Origin of the sequence: Vreelandella gomseomensis, from assembly GCF_031451645.1 — a bacterium.
Classification (GTDB): Bacteria; Pseudomonadota; Gammaproteobacteria; order Pseudomonadales; family Halomonadaceae; genus Vreelandella; species Vreelandella gomseomensis.
This window is the reverse complement of the sequence record NZ_JARWAI010000017.1, coordinates 1-22,444: the sequence shown is the minus strand read 5'-3', so window position 1 is coordinate 22,444 and position 22,444 is coordinate 1. Positions and strand designations below refer to the sequence as shown.

Annotated in this window: 18 protein-coding genes; 6 read left to right on the top strand and 12 right to left on the bottom strand. The window is 61.3% G+C overall.

Features of this window, described 5'->3' with window-relative positions; genetic code table 11:
- Positions 1-9: 9 nt before the first annotated feature.
- The 4 genes from QC815_RS16905 to tkt form a co-directional block, all read right to left on the bottom strand.
- Positions 10-1,053, bottom strand: a complete 1,044-nt coding sequence (locus QC815_RS16905; RefSeq protein WP_230448517.1) for a type I glyceraldehyde-3-phosphate dehydrogenase — start codon at positions 1,051-1,053, stop codon at positions 10-12.
- Between the two features lie 86 nt (positions 1,054-1,139).
- The gene (locus QC815_RS16900) at positions 1,140-1,862 is read right to left on the bottom strand and encodes an LrgB family protein (RefSeq protein WP_230448516.1); all 723 of its coding nucleotides are present in this window, start codon (positions 1,860-1,862) and stop codon (positions 1,140-1,142) included.
- Complete coding sequence (locus tag QC815_RS16895; protein WP_230448515.1) at positions 1,852-2,202, bottom strand: CidA/LrgA family protein; 351 nt, start codon at positions 2,200-2,202, stop codon at positions 1,852-1,854. Before QC815_RS16895 ends, QC815_RS16900 begins: the two co-directional genes overlap by 11 nt.
- 18 nt (positions 2,203-2,220) lie before the next feature.
- Entirely contained in the window at positions 2,221-4,212 is a 1,992-nt protein-coding gene (gene tkt, locus QC815_RS16890; protein ID WP_230448514.1) for a transketolase, read from the bottom strand.
- 232 nt (positions 4,213-4,444) lie between these two features.
- Here tkt and metK point away from each other — a divergent pair, with 232 nt between their 5' ends.
- Together metK and ligB are read left to right on the top strand one after the other, a co-directional pair.
- The gene (gene metK / locus QC815_RS16885) at positions 4,445-5,665 is read left to right on the top strand and encodes a methionine adenosyltransferase (RefSeq protein ID WP_230448513.1); all 1,221 of its coding nucleotides are present in this window, start codon (positions 4,445-4,447) and stop codon (positions 5,663-5,665) included.
- Between the two features lie 111 nt (positions 5,666-5,776).
- A complete protein-coding gene (gene ligB, locus QC815_RS16880; RefSeq protein WP_310541175.1) occupies positions 5,777-7,456 on the top strand; it encodes an NAD-dependent DNA ligase LigB in 1,680 nt (559 codons plus the stop codon).
- Here the strand turns inward: ligB and QC815_RS16875 are convergent.
- Positions 7,453-8,388 carry an AEC family transporter gene (locus QC815_RS16875; RefSeq protein WP_230448511.1) on the bottom strand — a complete coding sequence of 312 codons (936 nt, stop codon included), beginning with the start codon at positions 8,386-8,388 and terminating at the stop codon, positions 7,453-7,455. The two genes, ligB and QC815_RS16875, sit on opposite strands and share 4 nt — an antisense overlap.
- 155 nt (positions 8,389-8,543) lie before the next feature.
- On the opposite strand from QC815_RS16875, the gene metF reads away from it, so the two are divergent.
- Positions 8,544-9,386, top strand: coding sequence for a methylenetetrahydrofolate reductase [NAD(P)H] (metF, locus tag QC815_RS16870; protein WP_230448510.1), 843 nt, complete (start codon positions 8,544-8,546; stop codon positions 9,384-9,386).
- A gap of 94 nt (positions 9,387-9,480) precedes the next feature.
- On the opposite strand, the gene QC815_RS16865 is transcribed toward metF, so the two are convergent.
- From QC815_RS16865 to prlC, 4 genes are all read right to left on the bottom strand, one after another.
- Positions 9,481-11,682, bottom strand: coding sequence for a TRAP transporter permease (locus QC815_RS16865; protein WP_310541173.1), 2,202 nt, complete (start codon positions 11,680-11,682; stop codon positions 9,481-9,483).
- Positions 11,683-11,775: 93 nt separating this feature from the next.
- Complete coding sequence (locus QC815_RS16860) at positions 11,776-12,756, bottom strand: TAXI family TRAP transporter solute-binding subunit (protein ID WP_230448508.1); 981 nt, start codon at positions 12,754-12,756, stop codon at positions 11,776-11,778.
- A 275-nt stretch (positions 12,757-13,031) separates the two neighbouring features.
- Positions 13,032-13,289: a YheV family putative zinc ribbon protein gene (locus QC815_RS16855; RefSeq protein WP_230448507.1), complete on the bottom strand. Its 258-nt coding sequence runs from the start codon at positions 13,287-13,289 to the stop codon at positions 13,032-13,034.
- Positions 13,290-13,343: 54 nt separating this feature from the next.
- On the bottom strand, positions 13,344-15,392 hold the full coding sequence (gene prlC / locus QC815_RS16850; RefSeq protein WP_230448506.1) for an oligopeptidase A: 2,049 nt from the start codon (positions 15,390-15,392) through the stop codon (positions 13,344-13,346).
- Between the two features lie 160 nt (positions 15,393-15,552).
- Here prlC and QC815_RS16845 point away from each other — a divergent pair, with 160 nt between their 5' ends.
- From QC815_RS16845 to QC815_RS16835, 3 genes are all read left to right on the top strand, one after another.
- Positions 15,553-16,893 carry a sodium-dependent transporter gene (locus tag QC815_RS16845; protein ID WP_230448505.1) on the top strand — a complete coding sequence of 447 codons (1,341 nt, stop codon included), beginning with the start codon at positions 15,553-15,555 and terminating at the stop codon, positions 16,891-16,893.
- 49 nt (positions 16,894-16,942) lie between these two features.
- Positions 16,943-17,491 carry a gamma carbonic anhydrase family protein gene (locus tag QC815_RS16840; RefSeq protein WP_310541168.1) on the top strand — a complete coding sequence of 183 codons (549 nt, stop codon included), beginning with the start codon at positions 16,943-16,945 and terminating at the stop codon, positions 17,489-17,491.
- Between the two features lie 89 nt (positions 17,492-17,580).
- Positions 17,581-18,252 (top strand): metal-dependent hydrolase, encoded by a 672-nt coding sequence (locus QC815_RS16835; RefSeq protein ID WP_230448503.1) that lies wholly within the window; start codon positions 17,581-17,583, stop codon positions 18,250-18,252.
- On the opposite strand, the gene QC815_RS16830 is transcribed toward QC815_RS16835, so the two are convergent.
- The 3 genes from QC815_RS16830 to QC815_RS16820 are packed head-to-tail and all read right to left on the bottom strand — an operon-like array spanning position 18,228 to position 22,265.
- Entirely contained in the window at positions 18,228-19,610 is a 1,383-nt protein-coding gene (locus QC815_RS16830) for a sigma-54-dependent transcriptional regulator (RefSeq protein WP_230448502.1), read from the bottom strand. The two genes, QC815_RS16835 and QC815_RS16830, sit on opposite strands and share 25 nt — an antisense overlap.
- Positions 19,603-21,495: a sensor histidine kinase gene (locus QC815_RS16825; RefSeq protein ID WP_310541165.1), complete on the bottom strand. Its 1,893-nt coding sequence runs from the start codon at positions 21,493-21,495 to the stop codon at positions 19,603-19,605. The genes QC815_RS16830 and QC815_RS16825 overlap by 8 nt, the downstream gene beginning before the upstream one ends.
- Positions 21,492-22,265: a GntR family transcriptional regulator gene (locus QC815_RS16820; protein ID WP_230448500.1), complete on the bottom strand. Its 774-nt coding sequence runs from the start codon at positions 22,263-22,265 to the stop codon at positions 21,492-21,494. The genes QC815_RS16825 and QC815_RS16820 overlap by 4 nt, the downstream gene beginning before the upstream one ends.
- Between the last annotated feature and the right edge of the window lie 179 nt (positions 22,266-22,444).

The following is a 22,444-nucleotide window of genomic DNA, read 5'->3' as shown; positions in this document are numbered from 1 at the left end:
CCGGCATGTCTAGCGGGCGTTGTCGTCAGCCGTCAAGGCCGCCAGCCGCTGCGTGATATCCAGCATCCGGTTGGCGAACCCCCATTCATTATCAAACCAGCACAGCAGCTTGACCAGGCGTTTGCCGGCCACCCGCGTCTGCGTGGCGTCTAGGATGCCAGAGCGCGGGTCGTGATTAAAATCAATCGATGCCATGGGCGCTTCGGTATAGCCCAGCACGCCGGCCAAGCGGTGTTGGCTGGCGTCATACAGTAGCCGGTTGACCTGGTCGGCATCCGTGTCCTGACGCACAGTCAGGGCGGCGTCCATGGCCGATACGTTGATCGTGGGCACGCGTACGTGCAGGCATTCAAAGCGTCCGACAAGGCGGGGCATCAAGCGGCTAATGCCCAGAGCGAGCCCGGTATCCACGGGTACGATGGACTGCATCGCGGAGCGTGTCAGGCGCAGATCGGTTTGATGGTAGGCATCGATCACCGGCTGGTCATTCATCGCCGAGTGGATCGTGGTGGTGACCCCGTGCTCAAGGCCCAGCGCCTGATCCAGAACGGTGAGCAGCGGAACCAGGCAGTTGGTGGTGCAAGAAGCGGCCGAAAGAATGCGTGACGAGCGGGTCAGCTCGTCTTCGTTAATGCCCCAGACAATGGTGGCGTCGACATCGCTTTCGGCGGGTTGGGAAAACAGCAGGCGCTTCGCACCGGCCGCCAGGTGCTGCTCGGCGGTGCTACGATCCTTGAAGCTACCCGAGCATTCCAGCACCAGGTCGATATCCAGCGCCGCCCAGGGTAGTGCCTGGGGATCTGGCTCGCAGAGCACATGAATGCGCTGGTCATTGATCAACAGCGCCTCGCCGTCGTTATCCACCTCGCCAGGGAAGCGGCCGTGGGTGGTGTCGTATCGGGTCAGGTAGGTAATGGTCGCCAGGTCAGACAGCTCGTTGATCGCTACCACCTCGATGTCATGGTGGCTGCGCTCGATCAATGCGCGCAGGACGCATTGGCCAATGCGTCCGTACCCGTTGATAGCGATGCGATACCTTGTGGTGTTAGCCATGTCGCGAGGCGGCTCTTGAAAAGTGAAGCTGGGCCACAGTGGGCGCGAAAGTAGGCGCGATGATAACGTATTTCAGCAGGCGATGCTTATCCACTGCCCATGCCGACCAGCCGCCAGGCGAGCGGCAGGAGGAGGGCGGTAAAGATGCCGGTGAGGCTCATGCCCAAGGAGGCAAAGGCACCCGCGGTGGGGCTTAACTCAAACGCCCGAACGGTGCCGATGGCGTGGCCATTGAGGCCCAGCGCGAAACCGATAATGCGCTCGTCGTCGATGTTCAATAGCCGCGCGGCCAGGCTTACGAAGGGAATCGTCGCGACCCCCGTGACCAGCAGAGCGCCCATCAATAACGCTACGTTGCCACCCAGCTGTTCGGTAATGCCGATGGCAATGGGGGCGGTAACCGACTTGGCGGCAATGGAGGCCAGTATTTGCCCAGGGCTGCCCATCAGCCAGGCAATGCCCAGGGCATAACAGGCGGCAAGCGCCGCCGCGATGGGTAGGCACACCGCTAATGGGCGCCAGAGCGCGCGGATACGCGGCAGTTGCTGATAGAGCGGCATGCCCAACGCCACCGTTGCCGGACCCAACAGTATCGTCAGCCAGACGGCGCCTTCCTGGTAGGCTTCATAGGGCAGTCCAAGTACCGTCAGCATGGCCGCCAGCAACAGCGCGGCGATTAATATCGCGGGCAGCCAGGCGGGTTGTCTGAGGCGGCTGAACAAGGCGTTGCCCAGCAGATAAGCCGCCAGCGTCAGCCCCACGGCAAACAGCGGCGTTGCGGTCAGCGTCGACAGCAGGCTAGTGGGCATGAGACCCCATGAGGCGTTTCAACAGCCAGAGTGTCGTGACCACGCTGAGTAGCGTGCCCAGCAGCAGCGCTACCAGAATGGCCAGCCACTGACCGGCCAGTTCATCGAGGATAAAGAACACGCCGACGACGCCAGGCATGATGAGCATGGCCAGAAGGGCGATAAGCGGTTGGGCGGCGGCGGCAAGGCTGTCGGGCACGCGGCCGATCACCGCCAGGGTGGCGCACAATAACAGCATGCCTACCACCCCAGAGGAAACGGGCAGGCCGGAGAGGTAGATGACCACCTCGCCGACCAGCCAGTAGCCAATCAGCCATAACAAGCCGGTTAGCGCGGGCATGAAAGCGCTTGTCTGTGGTTAACCAAGTAGCTCATTGGCCTGCTTGACCACGTTCTCGACGGTAAAACCAAAGTGTTTGAACAGATCCCCCGCCGGGGCGGACTCGCCAAAGGTCGTCATGCCAATCACGCGGCCTTCAAGGCCCACGTACTTGTACCAGTAGTCCGCATGGCCGGCTTCGATGGCGATACGCTTGGTGACTGCCTTGGGCAGTACGCTTTCACGGTAGTCAGCATCCTGGCCGTTAAAACGGTAGGCCGAGGGCATGGACACCACGCGCACGGCCTTGCCCTGCTGCTCGAGCTCGGCGGCGGCATCCATCGCCAGTCCCACCTCTGAGCCCGTGGCGATCAGAATCAGCTCCGGGGTGTCGTCGCTGTCCTTGAGCACGTAGGCGCCGTTCTGGATCGCCGCCAGCTGTGCTTTGGTGCGCGGCTGATGGGGCAGGTTCTGGCGCGAGAACACCAGGGCGGTGGGGCCGGAGTGACGTTTGATCGCGGCATCCCAGGCAGCGGCAGTTTCCACCGCGTCGCAGGGCCGCCAGGTGTTCAGGTTCGGCGTGGTACGCAGGCTGGTGAGCTGTTCCACCGGCTGGTGAGTGGGGCCATCTTCGCCCAGACCAATGGAATCATGGGTGAATACATAGATCGCCTGCTGGCCCATGAGAGCGGCCATACGCACGGCATTGCGCATATATTCCATGAAAATCAGGAAGGTGGCACCGTACGGTACAAAGCCGCCATGCAGGCCGATGCCGTTCATGACGGCCCCCATGCCGAATTCGCGCACGCCGTAGTGCAAGTAGTTGCCGTTGGCATCGTCTGGCGTAATGGCCTTGGCGCCTTTCCAGAAGGTCAGGTTGGAGGGGGCCAGGTCGGCGCTGCCGCCCAGCAGTTCGGGCATTTGCGGGCCGATGACGTTGAGCGCTTCAAACGAGGCCTTGCGCGACGGAATACTGTCGCCTTTTTCCTGGGCCTGTTCGATCAAGGCTTCGGTGGGCAACTCGGCCGGCAACTGCGCCTTCATGCGGCGGGTAAATTCCCGGGCTTCGGCGGGGAAGGCGTCCGCGTAGCGACTGAAGCGGGCCTCCCAGTCCTGCTGGCGCTGTTTGCCGGCTTCACGCGCGTCCCAGGCCGAATAAATGGGCTCGGGTACGTGGAAAGGCGCGTGGGGCCAGTCAAGCTGCTTGCGCGCGGCGGCGACTTCGTCATCGCCCAGCGGTGCGCCGTGGGCTTCTTCCTTGCCCTGCTTGTTGGGCGCGCCGAAACCGATCACGGTTTTGCAGATGATCAGGCTGGGCTTGTCATCCTGGCTCTTGGCGAGCTCGATGGCCGCCTTGATTTCCTCGGGCTTGTGGCCGTCGACGTTCGGCACCACGTGCCAGCCGTAGGCTTCAAAGCGCTTGGCGGTATCGTCGGTGAACCAGCCTTCCACTTCGCCGTCGATGGAAATGCCGTTGTCGTCGTACAGCGCAATCAGCTTGCCCAACTGCTGGGTGCCCGCCAGTGAGGCGGCCTCGTGGGAGATGCCTTCCATCAGGCAGCCGTCGCCCAGGAAGCACCAGGTATGGTGGTCGACGATGGCATGCCCGGGGCGGTTGAACTGTGCGGCCAGGGTTTTTTCGGCGATCGCAAAACCGACGGCGTTGGCGAACCCTTGGCCAAGCGGACCCGTGGTGGTCTCAATCCCCGGCGCGTAGCCGTATTCCGGGTGGCCGGCAGTGGGCGAGTGCAGCTGACGGAAATTCTGCAGCTGTTCCAGGCTAAGCTCGTAGCCGGTCAGGTGCAGCAGCGAGTAGAGCAGCATGGACCCGTGACCGTTTGACAGCACGAACCGATCGCGGTCGGCCCATTTGGGGTCTTCGGGGTTGTGCTTGAGGTAGTCATTCCACAGCACCTCGGCAATATCCGCCATGCCCATTGGGGCGCCGGGATGGCCTGACTTGGCCTTCTGGACGGCATCCATGGATAGGGCGCGAATGGCGTTAGCCAGCTCAAAACGGGACGGCATGGGGTGCTCCTCGCCTGAAAACGGAAATAATGAAGGCGCCTATTGTCGCTGACTTCCCCGGCGGCGGCAAATTCTGGCGGCTGCGTTCTGGGAAGAACTCCCGACAGCGTGTAAACTCTGCCCCCCGAAGCGCCAGTATCGCTTCTTTAAATACGGGCAGGGTCTACCTGCCATGATTTCCTGCTGATGCTGCGGTTCGAGCGCAGCCGTCATACAGAGGGTCGAGTGCGCGATGAGCGAATATTCCCTGTTTACCTCCGAGTCCGTCTCCGAAGGGCACCCCGATAAAATTGCCGACCAGATTTCCGACGCGGTGCTAGACGCTATTATCGCCCGGGACAAGCAGGCGCGCGTGGCCTGTGAAACCATGGTAAAGACCGGGGTCGCGATCATTGCCGGTGAAATCAGCACGAATGCCTGGGTGGATCTCGAAACCCTGGTGCGTGAAGTGATCACCGAAATTGGCTATACCTCGTCCGACGTTGGTTTCGACGGCGCCACGTGCGGCGTGGTCAACCTGATCGGCAAGCAGAGCGTCGACATTGCCCAGGGCGTTGACCGCAGCAAGCCTGAAGATCAGGGCGCCGGCGACCAGGGCCTGATGTTCGGCTACGCCACCAACGAAACCGATTCGTTCATGCCCGCCCCGATCCATTACTCGCACCGGTTGGTGGAGCGTCAGGCCGAGCTGCGTAAAAACGGTCTCCTGCCGTGGCTGCGCCCGGATGCCAAGAGCCAGGTGACGTTCCGCTACGACGATCGTGGACAGCCCTGCGGTGTCGATGCGGTGGTGCTCTCGACCCAGCACGATCCGGATATCGACCAGGAAGACCTGCGCAAGATGGTCAAACGCGAGATCATCGAGCAGGTGATTCCCGCCGAATGGCTCGACGACAAGACCCAATACCACATCAACCCGACCGGCAAGTTCGTGATTGGCGGCCCGGTGGGCGACTGCGGGCTGACCGGGCGCAAGATCATCGTCGATACCTACGGCGGCATGGCGCGTCATGGCGGCGGCGCTTTCTCCGGCAAAGACCCGTCCAAGGTCGACCGTAGTGCCGCCTACGCCGGTCGCTACGTGGCCAAGAACGTGGTTGCTGCAGGGCTTGCCGACAAGTGTGAAATCCAGGTGTCCTATGCCATTGGTGTTGCCGAGCCGACCTCGGTATCGATCGACACCTTCGGCACCGGCAAGATCAGCGATACGCTGATCGTAGACCTGGTACGCGAGCACTTTGACCTGCGCCCTTACGCGATTACCAAGATGCTCGACCTGCTGCACCCGATGTATCAATTGACCGCAGCCTATGGTCACTTCGGTCGTGCCCCGTTTGAGCACAGCTACACCTGGATAAACGACAAGGGCGAAGCGCAGAAAGAAACCTTCACCGCCTTCCCTTGGGAGCGTACCGACAAAGCCGACGCACTGCGCGAGGCGGCGGCTTTATAAGAGATTTGCTCGCCGTGCTGTAAGAAAACGTCCCTTTGGCACTTGCCGGGGACGTTTTTTTTGCGCGGTGCGCTAGGCTAACGCCATGACCGGACGATTGGCGGAGGCGACGTGAAAAAGCAACGGTATGTGCAGGGAGTACTGTGGGGGTGGTTAAGCGCCGTGGTGCTAACGGCTCAGGGCGCCGAGTGCCCCGACTGGAGTAAACAACGGCTGACCCGGGAAAGCCAGGCGCTGTCTGTCCAGGTAGCAGCCTGGGATCATGCCTATCATGACCGGGGCGAAGCGCTGATCGACGATGCGCTCTACGACCAGGCGGTGGCTCGGCTGGCCGAATGGCAGATCTGTCTGGGCGAGACGCCCGATCACCAGCCGCTGACGCGCATCACCAGCACGCGTAATAGCCTTGCCCATCCATACGCGCAAACGGGCCTTGAAAAAACCGATGGCGACGGCGTGCGGCGCTTCAGCAGCCGCCGGGACAACCTGTGGATCCAGCCCAAGGTCGACGGCGTGGCGGTAACGCTGCGTTATCATGAGGGAGAGCTCGTCGAGGCGATCAGCCGAGGCGATGGCGAGCGCGGCCAGGATTGGACGGCCCGCGTCAGCCAGCTGCCCGCCGTGCCGGCCACGCTGCCCGCGCCGCTATCGGGCGTGTTGCAGGGTGAGCTTTACTGGCGGCTGATCGATCATGTCCAGGCACGGGATCCGGCCACGGGGGCGCGGGGAAAGGTGGCGGGGGCGATGGCTCAGCAGGCGCCGACAGCGCAGACGCGGTCGCAAATCGGTCTCTTCGTCTGGGGCTGGCCCGATGGCCCGACGGACATGGCCGAGCGGCTGGCGCAGCTGAGTGCGCTGGGTTTTGACACCGCCGACTATACCCACCGATTGGATGATCGGTGTGACGCGGGCGACTGGCGTGAGCAATGGTTCAACAGCGAGCTGCCTTTTGCCACCGACGGCGTGGTGCTCAAGCAGGGCGAGCGCCCCGGCGTGCGCCATTGGTCGTCATCGCCGCCCGAGTGGGCCGTGGCCTGGAAGTATCCTGCCCAGGAGGTGCTGGCCCAGGTACGCGGTATCGAATTCCGTGTGGGCCGCACCGGCCGCGTGACGCCGCTGGTGTGGCTCCACCCGGAGGTGCTCGAAGGGCGACGTATCAGCCGCGTATCGCTTGGGTCGCTGGCGCGTTGGGAGGCCCTTGACGTGCGTCCCGGCGACCAGGTGGCTATTACCCTGGCCGGGCTGACCATTCCCCAGCTAACCGAGGTGGTGTGGCAAACCCAGGCGCGCGCCCCCATAAGCCCGCCGTCCCCCGAGCGCTACCATCTGTTGAGCTGCTTCGAGAAGCGCCCGGGTTGCGATGCCCAACTGCTGGCGCGGCTGAGCTACCTGGGGGAACGGCTGGGTATGCAAGGCGTTGGCGAGGGAACCTGGCAGTCGCTGATGGAGGCGGGCGTGGTCACCCAGTTGCTGGACTGGCTGGACGTTGAGCCCCATCGGCTCCAGCAGGCCCACGGCATTGGTGAGGCGACCGCTGAAGCCTTGATAACCCAGTTTCATCAAGCGCGCACGGCGTCGTTTGATGATTGGCTCGAGGCACTTGGTATGCCGCCGGGCGGCAGCGAACGCCTTGGTGACTGGGTGACGCTGTCAGGTCTTGACCGCGCCGACTGGCAAACCACGCCGGGCGTTGGCCCGGTGCGAGCGGACGCCCTGGTGGCATTTTTCAGTCATCCACAGGTGCAGCGCATGGCGGCACGGCTGCATGATGCAGGGATTTCCGGGTTCTAGCCAAGCCCCGTCACGCGCAGCATAAGGCTCAGGTAAAAGGGGATCAGCAGCGGTGCGAGCAGCGTGGTGACGAGCACTGCCAGTGCACCTTTTTGTGGCTGAATGCCCAGCTCCATGGCCACCACGACGACGTTGGACGCCATGGGCACCACGCCCAACAGCAGCAAGGCCATCCCCAGCTCGGGCGCAAGCGGTGTCACCTGCTGGAGCAGTAGCACGGCGGCGAGCATTACCAGTGGCCAGAGAAGGTAGCGCAACCCGACACAGGTCGCGATAAACCGTGAGTCCCAGGCCGACAGCGTCACCTGACTCAAGGTCATGCCAATGATCATCATGCCCAGCAGCGTGTAGGTGGCGGGGAACACGTCCAGCGATTCCATGAGGGCGTCGGGGAGCGTGACGCCCAGCGCGTTGAGCAGCAGCGCGAATAAAAAAGCGTAGAGCAACGGCAACCGCGCCATCTTGATCAGGCTCTGGCGCACGGAAAAATGGCCCCGGGCGCTCAGGTAAAAGCCCACCGTGAATTCATACACGTTGATGCCCAGCATGCAGAACAGGTACAGGGTCACGCCCTCCGGCGGCAGCAATATCAATGCCACCGGCAGGCCAAAGTAGCCGGTATTGCCGGTGCCCGACGAAAACGCCAGCAGGGCGCCTTCCTGGGGGCCGAAGCGGGCCTGTGTCAGGCGACGCACGCCAAGCGCCATCAGGCTGACGAGGAGGAACATTGCCAACGTCAGCGCCAGGTAGTCGATGCTCGGGCGGCCCTCCATCAGCGCGCGGAAAATTGTCAGCGGCACGATCAGGTAAACCAGCAGTGTGGCGATGGGGCGTGGGTCTATTTTCAAGCGCTGTGCGGCAATCCAGCCCAACCCCACAAACCCCAACAGCATCAATAGCGGGCCCATCAAGGCCTCGGGTGCTAAATCCATATGTCCTCCCTGATTGTTTAGCCCAACTTGTTTAGCCCAACGCCAACATGAACCGAATTAAAGGCTAACCGTGGAATCTTTCATTAGCCCCCGTGCGGCTTAGCAGCGAGAATACCGCAAAATGTCACCACTTTGACGCATGACGAGGAAATCCCATGAGCCGCCACGAGCATCCGTTAGGTATCAGCTTTGAATTCTTCCCTCCCGGCACCGAGGCCGGGCGCGACAAGCTGATACAGGTTCGCGATGAGCTGGCCGCCCGGCAGCCGCGGTTTTTCTCGGTAACCTACGGGGCTGGCGGGTCGACCCAGGCGCGCACCCGCGAGATTGTCCGTAAGGTCGGCGAGAGCGGTGTCACCACCGCACCGCACCTCTCCTGCATTGGCAGCGAAAAAGCCCAGCTGCGCGATCTGCTGGCGCAGTATCGTGAAGAGGGCGTCGACAGCCTGGTGGCGCTGCGCGGCGATATGCCGTCCGGGATGGCCAGTATCGGCGAGCTGCGCTATGCCAACGAGCTGGTGGAGTTCATTCGCGATGAAACTGGCGATCACTTTGATATCGCCGTGGCCGCTTATCCCGAATCTCATCCACAGGCCCCTAACCTCGACCGGGACGTGGAAAACTTTGCCCGCAAGATGAACGCGGGTGCCAACATGGCCATCACCCAATATTTCTTTACCGCCGATGCGTACTTTCATTTTGTCGATAAAGCCCGCGCGTTAGGTGTCAAGCAGCCGATCATTCCAGGGATCATGCCGATCACCAACTACACCAAGCTGGCTCGCTTTTCCGATGCCTGCGGGGCGGAAATTCCGCGCTGGATTCGCAAGCAGCTGGAATCCTACGGCGACGACAGCGAGGCGATCGCCGCCTTTGGTACCGACGTGGTGAGCCGCCTTTGCCAGCGTCTGCTGGACGGCGGGGCGCCGGGCCTGCATTTTTACACGCTTAACCAATCGGCGCCGGTGTTGAAGGTGGTTGATAACCTGAGCGGATGAACCGCCAGCGGCCCATGTCGCACCTGACCAATAAAAAACGCCCGCTCGATGGCATCGAGCGGGCGTTTTCATTAACAGCGCAGAGGCTTGAGGGTCAGGTCGTGCTCGGGGTGTTATCGGCGTTGCCATGCTGTTTACGCTGCATGACAAACAGTACGGCGCCAATCACGAGGCCGAGTACGTCCGTATAGATACCGCCGTAAATCATGAATATTGCCCCCACCAGCATCACCACGCGTTGCAGGGTGTTCACTGGCCCGAAGAACCACTTCTGCACCATGCCCGAGAGCAGGACGATGCCCAGGGTGGCGGTGACGCCCACGCGGAGTATCTGCATGGCGGAGCCTTCCATCAGCATCGCCGGGCTGTAGAAGAACATGAACGGCACGATGAACGCCGCCAGGCCAATCTTGAACGAGGCGACCGAGGTGCCCATGGGGTTATCCCCGGAAATACCCGCTGCCGCGTAGGAGGCAAGTGCCACCGGTGGCGTGATGGCGGAGACCACCGCAAAGTAGAACACGAAGAAGTGGGCAACCAGCGGCTCGATGCCAATGTTGATCAAACCCGGTGCCACGACTGATGCGGCCACGGCATAAGCAGCCGTGGTCGGCATGCCCATGCCCAGCATAATGCTGATCAGCATGGCAAAGAACAGGGCAAGTAGTTGGCTAACGCCCGCCAAACCTAACAGCAATGACGAGAAGCGCGCGCCCACACCGGTCAACGAAATAACCCCGACGATCAAACCGGCACAGGCACACACCGCGATAATTTGAATCGACATGGTGCCCGCTAATTGAAGCGCTTTCAAGATGGCGCGAAGGCCCATCTTGTTGGGCGAAATCCAGCTGACGACGGCGGCAGAGGCGGTGGCCAGGGTGCCCGCACGAATCACCGAGTAGCCCATGAACAGCGCGACGATCAGGATAATGATTGGCGCGAACAGATAGACCTGTTTCACCAGTTTGGAGAACAGCGGAATCTCGTCTTCGCGCATGCCGCGCATGCCTTTGCGCGCCGCTTCAAAATCGACCATGAAGTAGACGGACGCAAAGTAGAGAATCGCCGGAATGATAGCGGCAATGGCAATCTCGGTATACGGGATACCGGTGACTTCCGCCATGATGAAGGCGCCGGCGCCCATGATGGGCGGCATGATCTGCCCGCCGGTCGAGGCCGCTGCCTCGATGGCTCCGGCGCTGCGCGCGGGATAGCCGACTTTTTTCATCAGCGGGATGGTCAGCGAGCCGGTGGAGACGACGTTACCGGCTGAGGTGCCGTTGATCATGCCCATCAGGCCTGACGCAAAGATAGACACCTTCGCCGGACCACCCCGTGCCCGCCCGGCGGCAGCAAAGGCGAAGTTCACAAAGTAGTCGCCCACTTTGGAAGCCTGCAGGAAAGCGGCGAAAATAATGAACAGGATGATGTAGGTCGACGACACGGCGGTGGTCGGCCCGAGTATACCGGTATCGGTATACACCTGGCTGAAGAAACGCTGCAGCGAAAGCCCGGGGTAGCCCAGGAAACCGGGCAAATAAGGGCCGGCAAAGACGTAGGTCAGGAATACCGCTGAGATGACCACCAATGCCAGTCCCGCCACGCGGCGGGTTAGCTCCAGAATCAGCAGGGAACCGGCAATTGCCGCCCAGGAGATCCCCGGCGGGGCGAAGGAGGTTCCGGTCGACATGCGCATATTGGTGTTAAACGCCACCAGTAGGTATCCGGCACTGGCGAGCGCACAGACCATGAGCACCAGGTCGGCCGGATTGAAGCGATGACGCGCCTGACGGTAGAACCATGACAGCACGATGGCGCCGGCTGTCGTCGCCATCAGCGGGTAGCCGAAGTGCCAGTTCTCGACGCTTGGATCGATGCGCATCGCACCGCCGCTGAGCGTCTGTTGCATCAAGAACACCTGCGCCAGCGTATAGGCGGCGGGAACCAGCAGCGCGTAGCTGAGCCACTTGAGCCAGGCACCCGATGCCTGGTGATCGTCGTCGGCGAAACGGGCACCGGCAAACAGCCCGTAACCCAGCACGAGCGCACCGGCGATATGCACGATACGAAACGACCACGTTTCCAGTGGATACACGTTGAGTGATATCAGGTGGAAACTCGAATAGCCGATGGCTAACGCCGCAAACAACAAGAATTGCCAGCCGGTGAAAAGGCGGCGATTGGATTCAACAATCTCTTCATCGACACCTTCGGCAAGCAGCTCAGTGGCAGGTGAATCCGCCGAGGCGTCATCCTTGAGGCCGTTGGGTTCCTGGTCGATTTTTTGACTCATTAGCGTTCACCCTCACAGCAAACAAAGGGGCATTAGCGAAAACTGCCCCGTGCCAACCCTGGTTGGCACGGGGCAGACGACAACGGGCGTGACTTACTTGATCATGTCTTCGTCAATTTCGTAGCCGTTTTCTTCGTACCAGCGTGCAGCACCCGGGTGGAACGGCAGCACGGTATTGTGCTTGATGTTTTCCGGAATGGTGGTGGCGGCGCTACGGTGAACCGACTGCATGCGGTCGTTGTTTTCCATCGTGGCCTTGGTGACTTCGTAGACGAAGTCTTCCGGCAGGTCGCAGCCAGCGATGGCAAAGTTCCACATGGACACCGCGCGGGCGTCTTCTTCAAGGGTTTCGTAGGTGCTGGCCGGAATGGAGAATTCCGCGACCGGGAAGTTTGCCTTGATGGTTTCCAGCTCTTCTTCGTTGAACTCGATGATGTTCACGTCGGTCTGGACTTCAAGCTGGCTGACGGCGGGAATCGGAATGCCGGCGGCAAAGGCGATAACGTCAAGCAGGCCGTCCTGCAGCTGACCACCGAGGTCGGACCAGCCGCCGTTACGGCGTTCAAAGTCGACGCCCAGCTCTTCCAGCATGGCCGGGAAGTAGGTGTCAGACGTGGAGGCCGCCGGGCCAAAGCCGATGCGGGCGCCGTCGGGAATGTCAGAGATGGACTCGATGCCGCTATCCGCCAGGGTAGTGATCGAGAACGGCGTCTCGTACATCGGGAACATGGCGCATACATTGTCCATCTTCAGGCCGGGAGCGAGCGGGCTTTCGCCATTCACTGCGTCAGCGGCCGGTCCCATGGTCGCCAGACCGAAAGCCGCATCGCCGCCGTGGACGAGTGCCAGGTTCTGCGTCGGGCCGCCGGTGACTTCACCGCCGCCTGAGATGTCCAGTTCGTCGGCAATGAAGTTGGCCCAGCCAGAGCCATAGACGAAGTAAGTGCCGCCTTGGCTGGCGGTGCCGACGGTGAAATTGTCCGGCCAGTCTTCGCGATCGGCATGGGCGCTGCTGGCTGCCAGCAAGGCGCCGCCGGTCAGCAATGCCAGTGTGGTCGGTTTGAAATTGCGCATGGCGAATATCCCTAGTCGTTTATTGAGGTTGTTAACCCGCTGGTAAACCTGCCGCCGAGGGCCGTGCCACCAACGGTGAGCCATAAACTAGAGCGATTGCTGTGCCAATGTCGTTTATCTTAATTAAAAACAGTGGGTTACGATTTTGTTGTTAAACGTTAGTCGTAGCTTGAATGCGGCAAAGTGTCTGGTGATGCGCACGGTAGGGGGTGTTTTGTGTGCGAAAAACCGCACACCTTGGCGGCAGATTGCAACCAGGTCGTCGCCTTGGCTGACTATGAGTCGGATGGCTTGCGGTCTGGGTCCATGATCCGTACGGGCTGGATCTCGTTTTCGGCCGGTTCCGGGCGTGGCTGGTTGACGCGGGTGGTCAGCTCGCCGGGCGTTTCGTCTTCAATGGGCAACTGTTCGAAAAAATCACAGCTGACGCACTCGCGGTAGCGAATGCCGTTCTGCTCCCAGGCACGAACGCGATCCATGGCGGCACAGCGCGGGCAGGTTACGCCGGCAATAAAACGTTTCACACTAGACATGATAGGACTCCAAGGGTGAGCCCCTGCCAGGGGGCTCGTTCAGGCGAGGCGGGTTCAAGCGGCACGGATACCGCTGTGGCGTAGCAGTGGCTCGACGCTGGGTTCGCGGCCGCGGAAGGCGCGGAACAGCGCGGCGGCGTCGCGTGCGCCTCCTTGCTCGAGGACTTCCTGGCGGAAGCGCTGACCCGTTTCAGGGTCAAAAATACCGGCTTCCTCGAAGGCGCTCCAGGCATCGGCCGAAAGCACTTCCGCCCATTTGTAGCTGTAGTAGCCTGCGGCGTAGCCGCCCGCGAAGATGTGCCCGAAGCTGTTCTGGAAGCGGTTGAAGGCGACGGTGGGCACCACCGACACGTTCGCGCGAACCTCGTCGAGCAGTGCCTGAACATCAGAGGCACTGGGCGCTTCGAGCTCGTGGTGCAGGCGCAGGTCGAACAGCGAGAACTCGATTTGTCGCGCCATACCCATCGCCGACTGGAAATTCTTCGCCGCTTGCAGGCGCTCCAGTAGAGGTTCCGGCAGAGGCTCGCCGCTGTCGACATGGCGGGCGATCAGATCGAGGCCTTCCCGCTCCCAGCAATAGTTCTCCATGAACTGGCTGGGCAGCTCCACGGCATCCCAGGCGACCCCGTTGATGCCGGAGATGTCGGCAATGGTTTGCCTGGTGAGCATGTGGTGCAGGCCATGGCCAAACTCGTGGAACAGGGTGGTCACTTCATCGTGGGTCAGCAACGCAGGCTTGTCGGCCACGGGCGGCGTGAAGTTGCAGGTCAGGAAGGCAATCGGCAGCTGCAGACCATTCTGGGTCTCGCGGCGCACGCGACAGTCCGCCATCCAGGCCCCGCCGCGCTTGCCTTCACGGGCGTAGAGGTCGAGATAAAAGCCGGCAATCGGCTGTTCGTCGTCGGTGATCCAGTAAAAGCGCACATCATCGTGGTAGCGCTCGACCGTCGTATCTTGCGTAAAACGAACGCCATAGAGACGCTCGACGACCTGAAACAGCCCGTCGACCACCTGCGGGGCAGGAAAATATGGGCGTAGCTGCTCCTGCGAAATGGCGTACCGGGCTTCGCGCAATTTTTCGCTGGCGTAGGCCACATCCCAGGGTTCAAGTGACTCGATGCCTAGCTCGTCGCGGGCAAAGTCGCTCAGCTCGTTGAATTCTTCACTGGCCTGGGGCACTGCCCGGTTTGCCAGGTCGGTGAGAAAGTCGAGCACCTGCTCGGGGGAGTCGGCCATCTTGGTGGCCAGCGAGTAGTCGGCGTACGTCTCGAAGCCAAGCAGGTGAGCCAGTTCCTGGCGCAGGGCCAGTATTTCCTCGAGAATCGGCGCATTGTCGAACGTACCGGCGTCAGGCCCTTGATCCGACGCCCGGGTGACGAAGGCGGTGTACACTTCGCGGCGCAGCTCGCGGTTGTCGGCGTAGCTCACCACGGGAAAGAAGCTGGGGAAGTCGAGGGTAATGCGATATCCAGTAAGGCCTTTTGCCTCAGCGGCGGCTTTCAGCGTATCGAGCGCACTTTGCGGCACGCCTGCCAGGGTGTCGGCACTCGCGACATCCTTGTGCCAGGCCTGGGTGGCATCCAGCACGTTATTGGAGAACTGGTTAGAGAGCATCGACAGGCGTGACTGAATGGCGCCATAACGGGCTTTTTCGTCGTCGGGTAAATCCACGCCCGCCAGGCGGAAGTCGCGCAGCGCGTTGTCGACGGTGCGCTGCTGGGCGTCGCTCAGCTGTGACCACTCGGGGCCCGCCTTGAGGGCTTGCCAGCCGTGGAAGAGGCCTTCGTGCTGACCTACCCAGGTGCTGAATGAAGACAGCTGTTCCAGACAGGTCTGATAGGCGTCGCGCAGCGCCGGGCTGTTCATGGTGCCGTTGAGGTGCGAAACCGGAGACCACGCCTGGGTCAGGCGGTCGTTAACGGCTTCAAAAGGCGCCGCGAAGCTTTGCCACGTCGGTGTCGTTGTCGCGGCTTGCTGGGCGATGCGATCAATCGTTTCACGGCTCTCGCTGAGCAGCGTTTCGACTGCCGGGACGACATGTTCGGCGCGGATGTCGTTAAACGGAGGGAGCGAGTGAGACTCGAGCAGCGGATTGCGGGACATAGGCACCTCTTGGGGATTCAGTGGGGCGCAACAAACGCCGTCATGTCGTTACAGTGCGGGCGAACCCGGGTGGTTTCAATGCTCGTGCCCTCGCGTTGCTTGCCTTCAGCCCAGCGCCTGTTAGTCTTGCGGGCTTTCATGAATGCGTCGGGAGTCGTCAATGAGTAAAACGCTAGAACGCTGGGGATCCAAGCGAGCCTTTATCCTGGCGGTTACCGGCGCGGCGGTCGGGTTGGGAAACATCTGGCGTTTCCCTTACATCGCGGGTGAAAACGGCGGCGCCGCCTTTCTGCTGGTTTACATCGCCTTTGTGTTGCTGCTGGGCATCCCCGTGATGATGGCGGAAATACTGATCGGCCGCGCGGGCCGTCAGGGCCCAATGCAGGCGCTGGGCGCCCTGGCGGCCGAGGCGGGTGCTTCACGGCACTGGCGTTGGCTGGGCCTTTTCGGCGCCTTGACGGTGTTCTGCATCCTGTCGTTTTACTCGGTGGTGTCAGGCTGGTCAATCGAGTTTCTCGTCGCCTCGATCAACGGTCATTTCAAGGGTGCCAGCGCGGCGGAGATCGGCGCCGGCTTCGAGGCCTTTCTGGCCAACCCGCGCCTGCTGATCTTTAACCACACGCTGTTTTTACTGATGACCATGGTGGTGGTCGCAGCGGGCGTTGCCAAGGGCCTGGAGCGCCTCAACAACCTGTTGATGCCGCTGCTGTACGGCCTCCTGCTGTTGCTGGCTGTCTATGCAAGCACGACCAGCGGCTTCGGCAGTGCCCTTGCCTGGCTGTTTGTCCCCTCGTTTGACGCCATAACGCCCAGCGTTGTGCTGCACGCCATGGGGCATGCGTTTTTTACCCTGGCGGTGGGGGCCTGTGCGCTGATGGCCTATGGCGCATACATGCCTGACGAGCAGAGCCTGCCCAAGGCGGCGGTAGCGGTGGCGGTGCTCGATATCAGCGTGGCGCTGCTGGCCGGTATTGCGATCTTTTCAGTGGTGTTTGCTCAAGGCATGGATCCTGCCGATGGGCCCGGGCTGATGTTCGTGACCTTGCCGATTGCGTTTTCAGAGCTGCCCTGGGGCTCGTTATGGCTTAGCGTGTTTTTCCTGCTGCTGCTGTTGGCGACGTGGACATCGGCCATCAATTTGGCTGAGCCGATGGTAGCCACGCTGCAGGGGTTTGGCTGGCGGCGTAGCGTCTCGACGGCGGTGGTGGCCTTCAGCGTGTGGTCGATCGGCCTGCTGTCCGCGCTGTCTTTCTCGACGCTTGCCGACTTCCGCCCGTTACTGGGGCGCAATGTCTTCGAACTGGTCAGCAGCATTCCGCCGGATATTTTCCTGCCATTGGGTGGGCTTTTGATCGCGATATTTGCCGCCTGGGTGTTGCCTTCTGACACGGCCATTAGGGCGCTGGGAGTCGGTGACCGCGGCTATCGGTGGTGGCGTGGCGTGGTGCGCTGGGTGTCTATCCCGCTGACGCTTATGGTTCTGCTCAGCGGCTTGCTATAGTGATACCTGTTCCTTCAATCACTCCTTACAACAACGCCAGGAGAAAACGATGAGCCGTGCCTTGAGAGATTTCAACAATCTCACGCCGCGCCTGGGTGATCGGGTATTTATTGACCCGGCAAGCGTCGTGATCGGCGATGTCGAGCTGGGTGACGACTGCTCGGTGTGGCCGATGACGGTGATTCGCGGCGATATGCACCGCATCCGTATTGGCGCGCGCACCAGCGTTCAGGACGGCAGCGTGCTGCATATCACCCACGCCAGCGACTTTAACCCGGATGGTTTCCCGCTCACCGTCGGCGATGACGTGACCATTGGCCATAAAGCCATTCTGCACGGCTGCACGCTGGGTAATCGCATCCTCGTCGGCATGGGGTCGATCGTGATGGACGGTGCCGTGGTCGAAGACGAAGTGATCATCGCCGCTGGCGCCGTGGTCACGCCGGGCAAACATCTGGACAGCGGTTACGTTTACGGGGGCAATCCGGCCAAGGCAATGCGCCCCCTGAAAGACAAGGAACGGGCGTTCTTTACCTATACTGCCGGTAACTACGTCAAGCTGAAAGACCGCTTCCTCGCCGAGGTGGACGTTACTTAAGCGCTTCATTCCCCCGCTTTTTTCTTTACAAACCGTATTGTGCTGACCGGAAATCTGTTAATTTATACAGTTTTCCGGCCGAGCACGACATGGCGAATTTCCGTACCCACATCACGGTGGCTACCGCAGGCGGTATGCTGCTGGCTTATGCTGGCTGGCAGGCGCAATGGTGGGCGCCTTCCCAGGCGCTGATGGTGGTAGCGCTGACCGCGTTTGGCGGCATTCTGCCCGACATTGATGCCGACCGGTCGCACTCGATTCGGCTGATTTTCAATATTTTATCCATACCCGCGCTGGTGCTGGGGGTGCTGTTGCTGCAACCCTGGCTGTCGTCAGGTCAACTGCTGGTGGCCTGTGGCGGGATCTACCTGGCGGTGCGATACCTTGGCGGGCTCTCGTTTTCACGCTTTACCGTTCACCGAGGTATCTGGCATTCACTCCTGGCGAGCTTGCTGTGCGCGCTGCTGACAGCTGCCGTGAGCTTTCAGCTGCTGGCGCAGCCCCCCTGGCTTGCCTGGTCACATGGCGCTGCCCTGTGGCTGGGTTTCATCGTGCACCTGACGCTGGACGAGCTATACAGCGTCGACCTGGACGGCGCGCGGCTCAAGCGGTCTTTCGGCACGGCGTTGAAGCTGGGTGATGGCCGCCGCCCGATGTCGAACTGGTTGATGATGATTGCGATCCTGCCGCTGTTGCCCTGGCTACCCCCCTGGGCCGTGCTCGGCGAGCTGGTCGCTCATGGCTCGCTGCTGTGGCGATAATCGTCCGCGTGTAGCCCGTGCTTTTTCAACTTGTCGTAGAACGTCTTGCGCGGGATGCCCAGGTGCTGGCACACCTCGGTGACGCGTCCGTGATGGCGGGAAAGCGACTGGCTGATCAGGCTTTTCTCGAACAGTTCCACCTGGCGGGGAAGCGTCGGCTCCTGGGTGTCGGCCTGAGCGCCTTCGAGCAGCGCATCCAGCCGGTAGTCGAAGGCCGCGCCGAGTAGCACGTAGCGTTCCGCCAGGTTGCGCAACTCGCGCACGTTACCGGGCCAGTCGTGGGCCAGCAGGCTGGCAATGCCGTGACTATCGACGGTCGGGGCTTCCAGACCGCTGCGGTTGGCGGCCACAACGGCGAAGTGCTGGAACAGCAGCGGAATGTCCTCGCGCCTTTCGCGCAGGGCCGGCAGCGGCAGGGTAACCACATTGAGCCGGTAGTACAGATCCTCGCGAAAGCGGCCGTCTTCGGCGGCGGCCTTGAGGTCGACCTTGGTGGCGGCAATCACCCGGATATCGAGCGGAACCGCCTCGTTGGCCCCCAGTCGCTCGATGTGGCGCTCCTGGAGCACGCGCAGCAGTTTGACCTGCAGCGCCAGGGGCATGGACTCGATCTCATCCAGAAATACCGTGCCGCCGTTGGCGTGTTCGAATTTGCCGATTCGCCGTTCCACGGCGCCGGTAAACGCGCCTTTCTCATGGCCGAATAGCTCCGACTCGATAGTGTTTTCAGGTACGGCGCCGCAGTTGATGGCCATGAACGGGTGGTTGCGCCTTGCACTGCGCTCATGAATGGCGCGGGCTACCAGATCCTTGCCGGTACCGGTTTCGCCAAACAGCAGCACGTCGGCCTCTACCTGACTGATGCGCTGGATCATCGCCGCAAGGCGGGAAATAACCGGCGTACGGCCGACCAGGCGCGGCCCGAGTGCCGCCTGCTGGGCTTCGAGCTCCGCTTTGAGACGGTTGTTTTCAAGGCTCAACTGGCGCGTTTCAATGCCGCGACGCACCACATCGAGCAGCTCGTCCCCGGCAAAGGGCTTTTCCAGGAAGTCCCAGGCACCGGCGCGCATGGCTTCGACAGCGGTTGAGATATCGCCGTGCCCGGTAATCAGGATGATGGGCAGCGTGCTGTCGCGGCGATGCAGCTCGTGGAGAAGCGTCATCCCATCCATTCCGGGCATGCGAATATCGCTGACGATCACGCCGGGGAAGTTGGCGGGCAAGGCGGCCAGAGCGGCTTCCGCAGATTCAAAGCAGTGCGGTGTATAGCCGGCAAGTTCAAGCGTCTGGCTGGCGGTGATGCGCAGATGCGGTTCGTCGTCAATCACCATGACCGGCAGTGTCGACGGCTCATGCATCGGAAACAACCTCCTGAGTGGCTCGCGGGCTGGGGGCGAGGGGCAGTGACACGGTAAAGCAGGCGCCGCCCTCGGGCAGATTGGTGGCCTGCAGTTTGCCATTTAGATCATCCATGATACGCGACGAAATGGATAGCCCTAAGCCCAGTCCGCTGCCCGGCGCCTTGGTGGTGAAAAACGGCTCGAATACCTGCTCAAGATAGTTGGCCGGAATGCCCGGGCCGTTATCAGCCACTTGAATGACCACCTGCCGGTTTTCCGCGCGGGCGCTGAGCGTAAGGCGTGGCGAGTCGGTTTCCTTCATGGCCTGCAGGGCATTACCGATGAGGTTGACCAGCACCTGTTCGAGGCGAACAAGATCGGCTTTGACCCATAGTGTTTGTTCAGGCCAGTACTGCTCGACCTGGACGTGGTCGTCGCGGAGGCGGCTCTGAAAAAGGCGCAAGGCGTAATCGGCACACGCCTGAACAGAGATGGTTTCCGGATGGTCGCTGCTTTTACGCGAGAACTGGCGTAGCTGGGCGCTGATGTCGGCCATACGCTGGGTCAGCTCGATAATCTGCTCCAGATTGGCGTCCGCCTGTTCGACCCTTGAGAGTTCGATAAAGCGCCGGGCGTTTTCGCTGTAGGCACGAATGGCCGCGAGCGGCTGGTTCAGCTCATGATTGATACCGGCGGCCAGTTGGCCAAGGACAGCAAGCTTGGCGGCCTGAATCAGTTCGTCCTGTGTTTGACGCAGGTTGGCTTCGGCGCGTCGACGTTCCTCTATCTCGTCCGATAGCCGCTGGTTGCTGGCGACGAGGTCGCGGGTACGCCGCTCGACGCTCATTTCCAGTTCGTCGCGCACCCGGGCAAGCGTTTGCCGTTCGCGTTCAGCGAAGGTTTCGCGTTCACGGCGCAGCCGCAGGCGTTGCCAGCCAATGCCTCCGGCAAGGGCGACCACGCCGTAGAGCCCGCCCGCCGTCAACGCTGCCATCCACTGTGCGCTGACCACCGGGCTCAGGGGCTTGAGAATATGCATCTGCCAGCCAAACTCGGGTATCTCGCGGGTCAGGTTGAGGTAGTGCTCGTCGCTGAGTGGCCCCTCGCGAAAGGTAACGACCTGGCTATGGTCACTTTGTATCGCCTGGATCTGGATGCCCGAAGGCGTGAGCGGCTCCTGACCATAACGTTTTGTCTCATGCAGGGCTTGACGCTGCTTGTCGGTCAGTGGATAGAGCGCGTTCATGCGCAGTTCGGGTTGGCTGGCGAGAAAGATAATATTGTCGTGATCGGTAACGAATAGGGTGGATTCCTGCTCCGCCCAGCTTTCTTCAACGTCTTTCAGCAGCACCTTGACCACCAGGACGCCGTCGGGACGCGCGTCCGGCGAGGTGTCATCCAGCCACACCGGTGAGGAAAAGTAATAACCACGCTCCTGGGACTGCAGGCCCAGGCCGTAAAACCGGCCTTGTCCACCCGCCATGGCGTCCCGGTAATAGCTGCGGAACGCATAATTTTGCCCGATGAAGGTGTTGGGGCGGTGCCAGTTGCTGGCGGCGATCGTATCCGCATGCTCGTCCAGCAGGTAGACGTCAGAAACGCCCGAGGTGAAACGAAAACGATCCAGCAGCAAGTTGAGGGGCATGGGATCCTGGCGATCAGGCGACGCAAGAAATCGCAGGACGCCCTCGCGGGTGGCGAGCATCTGGGGCAGATAGTCGTAGCGCAACAGGTAGCCGTTAAGGTTGGCAGCCGAGAGACGCAGCTCGTTTTCCGCTTCTTCCTGAAGGTTGGTGAGTGCCTGCTCCCGGGCAAGCAGAGAGGCTTGCCACATGCAAAAGGCAAGCCCAAGCGGCACCACGATCAGCCATACATAACGCCAGCGAAACAGACCGGTGTTCATGTTGATGCCGAGCTTGTGCCTTGAGCACGGCGCAAGGCGCGCTGGGCGCGGGTCTCCGCGCGGGCCATTTCCAGCAGCCCTTCCTCCACGAACACGAGATGTTCATGCGCCCGTGTGCGGGCATCTTCAGGTCGGCCTTCGAGGATGGCGTCCAGCAGAGCGCGATGTTGCCGCATCAGCTCGCTGCGTGAATCCGGCTTGGCAAAGAGATGCGCCAGGTTATCCACGATGCTCTGCTCCAGCAGATGAAAAATACCGCGAATGGTGTGCAGCAGCAGCACATTATGCGCCGCTTCGGCAATCGCCAGGTGAAAGGCAGCGTCCAGCTTTGCTTCTTGAGCGGGATCGGCACCCACGAACCCCCCGTCCAGTTCCTCGAAACGCTCGATCAACACTGCCTTGTCGGCGGGCGTAGAGCGTAGCGCCGCGTAGTACGCTGAAATGCCTTCCATGGCGTCGCGAAATTCCAGTAGATCAAGATGAAACTCTTTATGCCGGGAGAGCATTTCCAGTAAAGGGTCGGTGTAGCCACTGTTAAGCGAATCATTCACGTAAGTGCCGCCGCCCTGCCGACTGGTCAATAGGCCACGCGCCGACAATTTCTGAATGGCTTCTCTCAACGAAGGCCGTGAAACGCCGAAGCGTTCGGAAAGCTCGCGCTCGGGAGGCAGCCGCTGACCGGGTTTCAGGCTGCCTTCCAATATCATGGCCTCCAAGCGCTCGGTAATGACGTCGGCCAAGCGCTGTTGGCGGAGCGGGGGATAGCTCATTTAACAGCTCCTAGAATTGGTAAGACCAATAGTAGGGTTGTTAGCTAATGAACTCAATACACGTTTAGCGACCGTCATACGCAAGCCAAAACCGGAAAGTTAACTTTTTGTCGTTCCACCCCTTGCCAACCCGGCAGCAACACCGTAAAGTACGCATCCGCTGCCGGGGACGCCAGGCG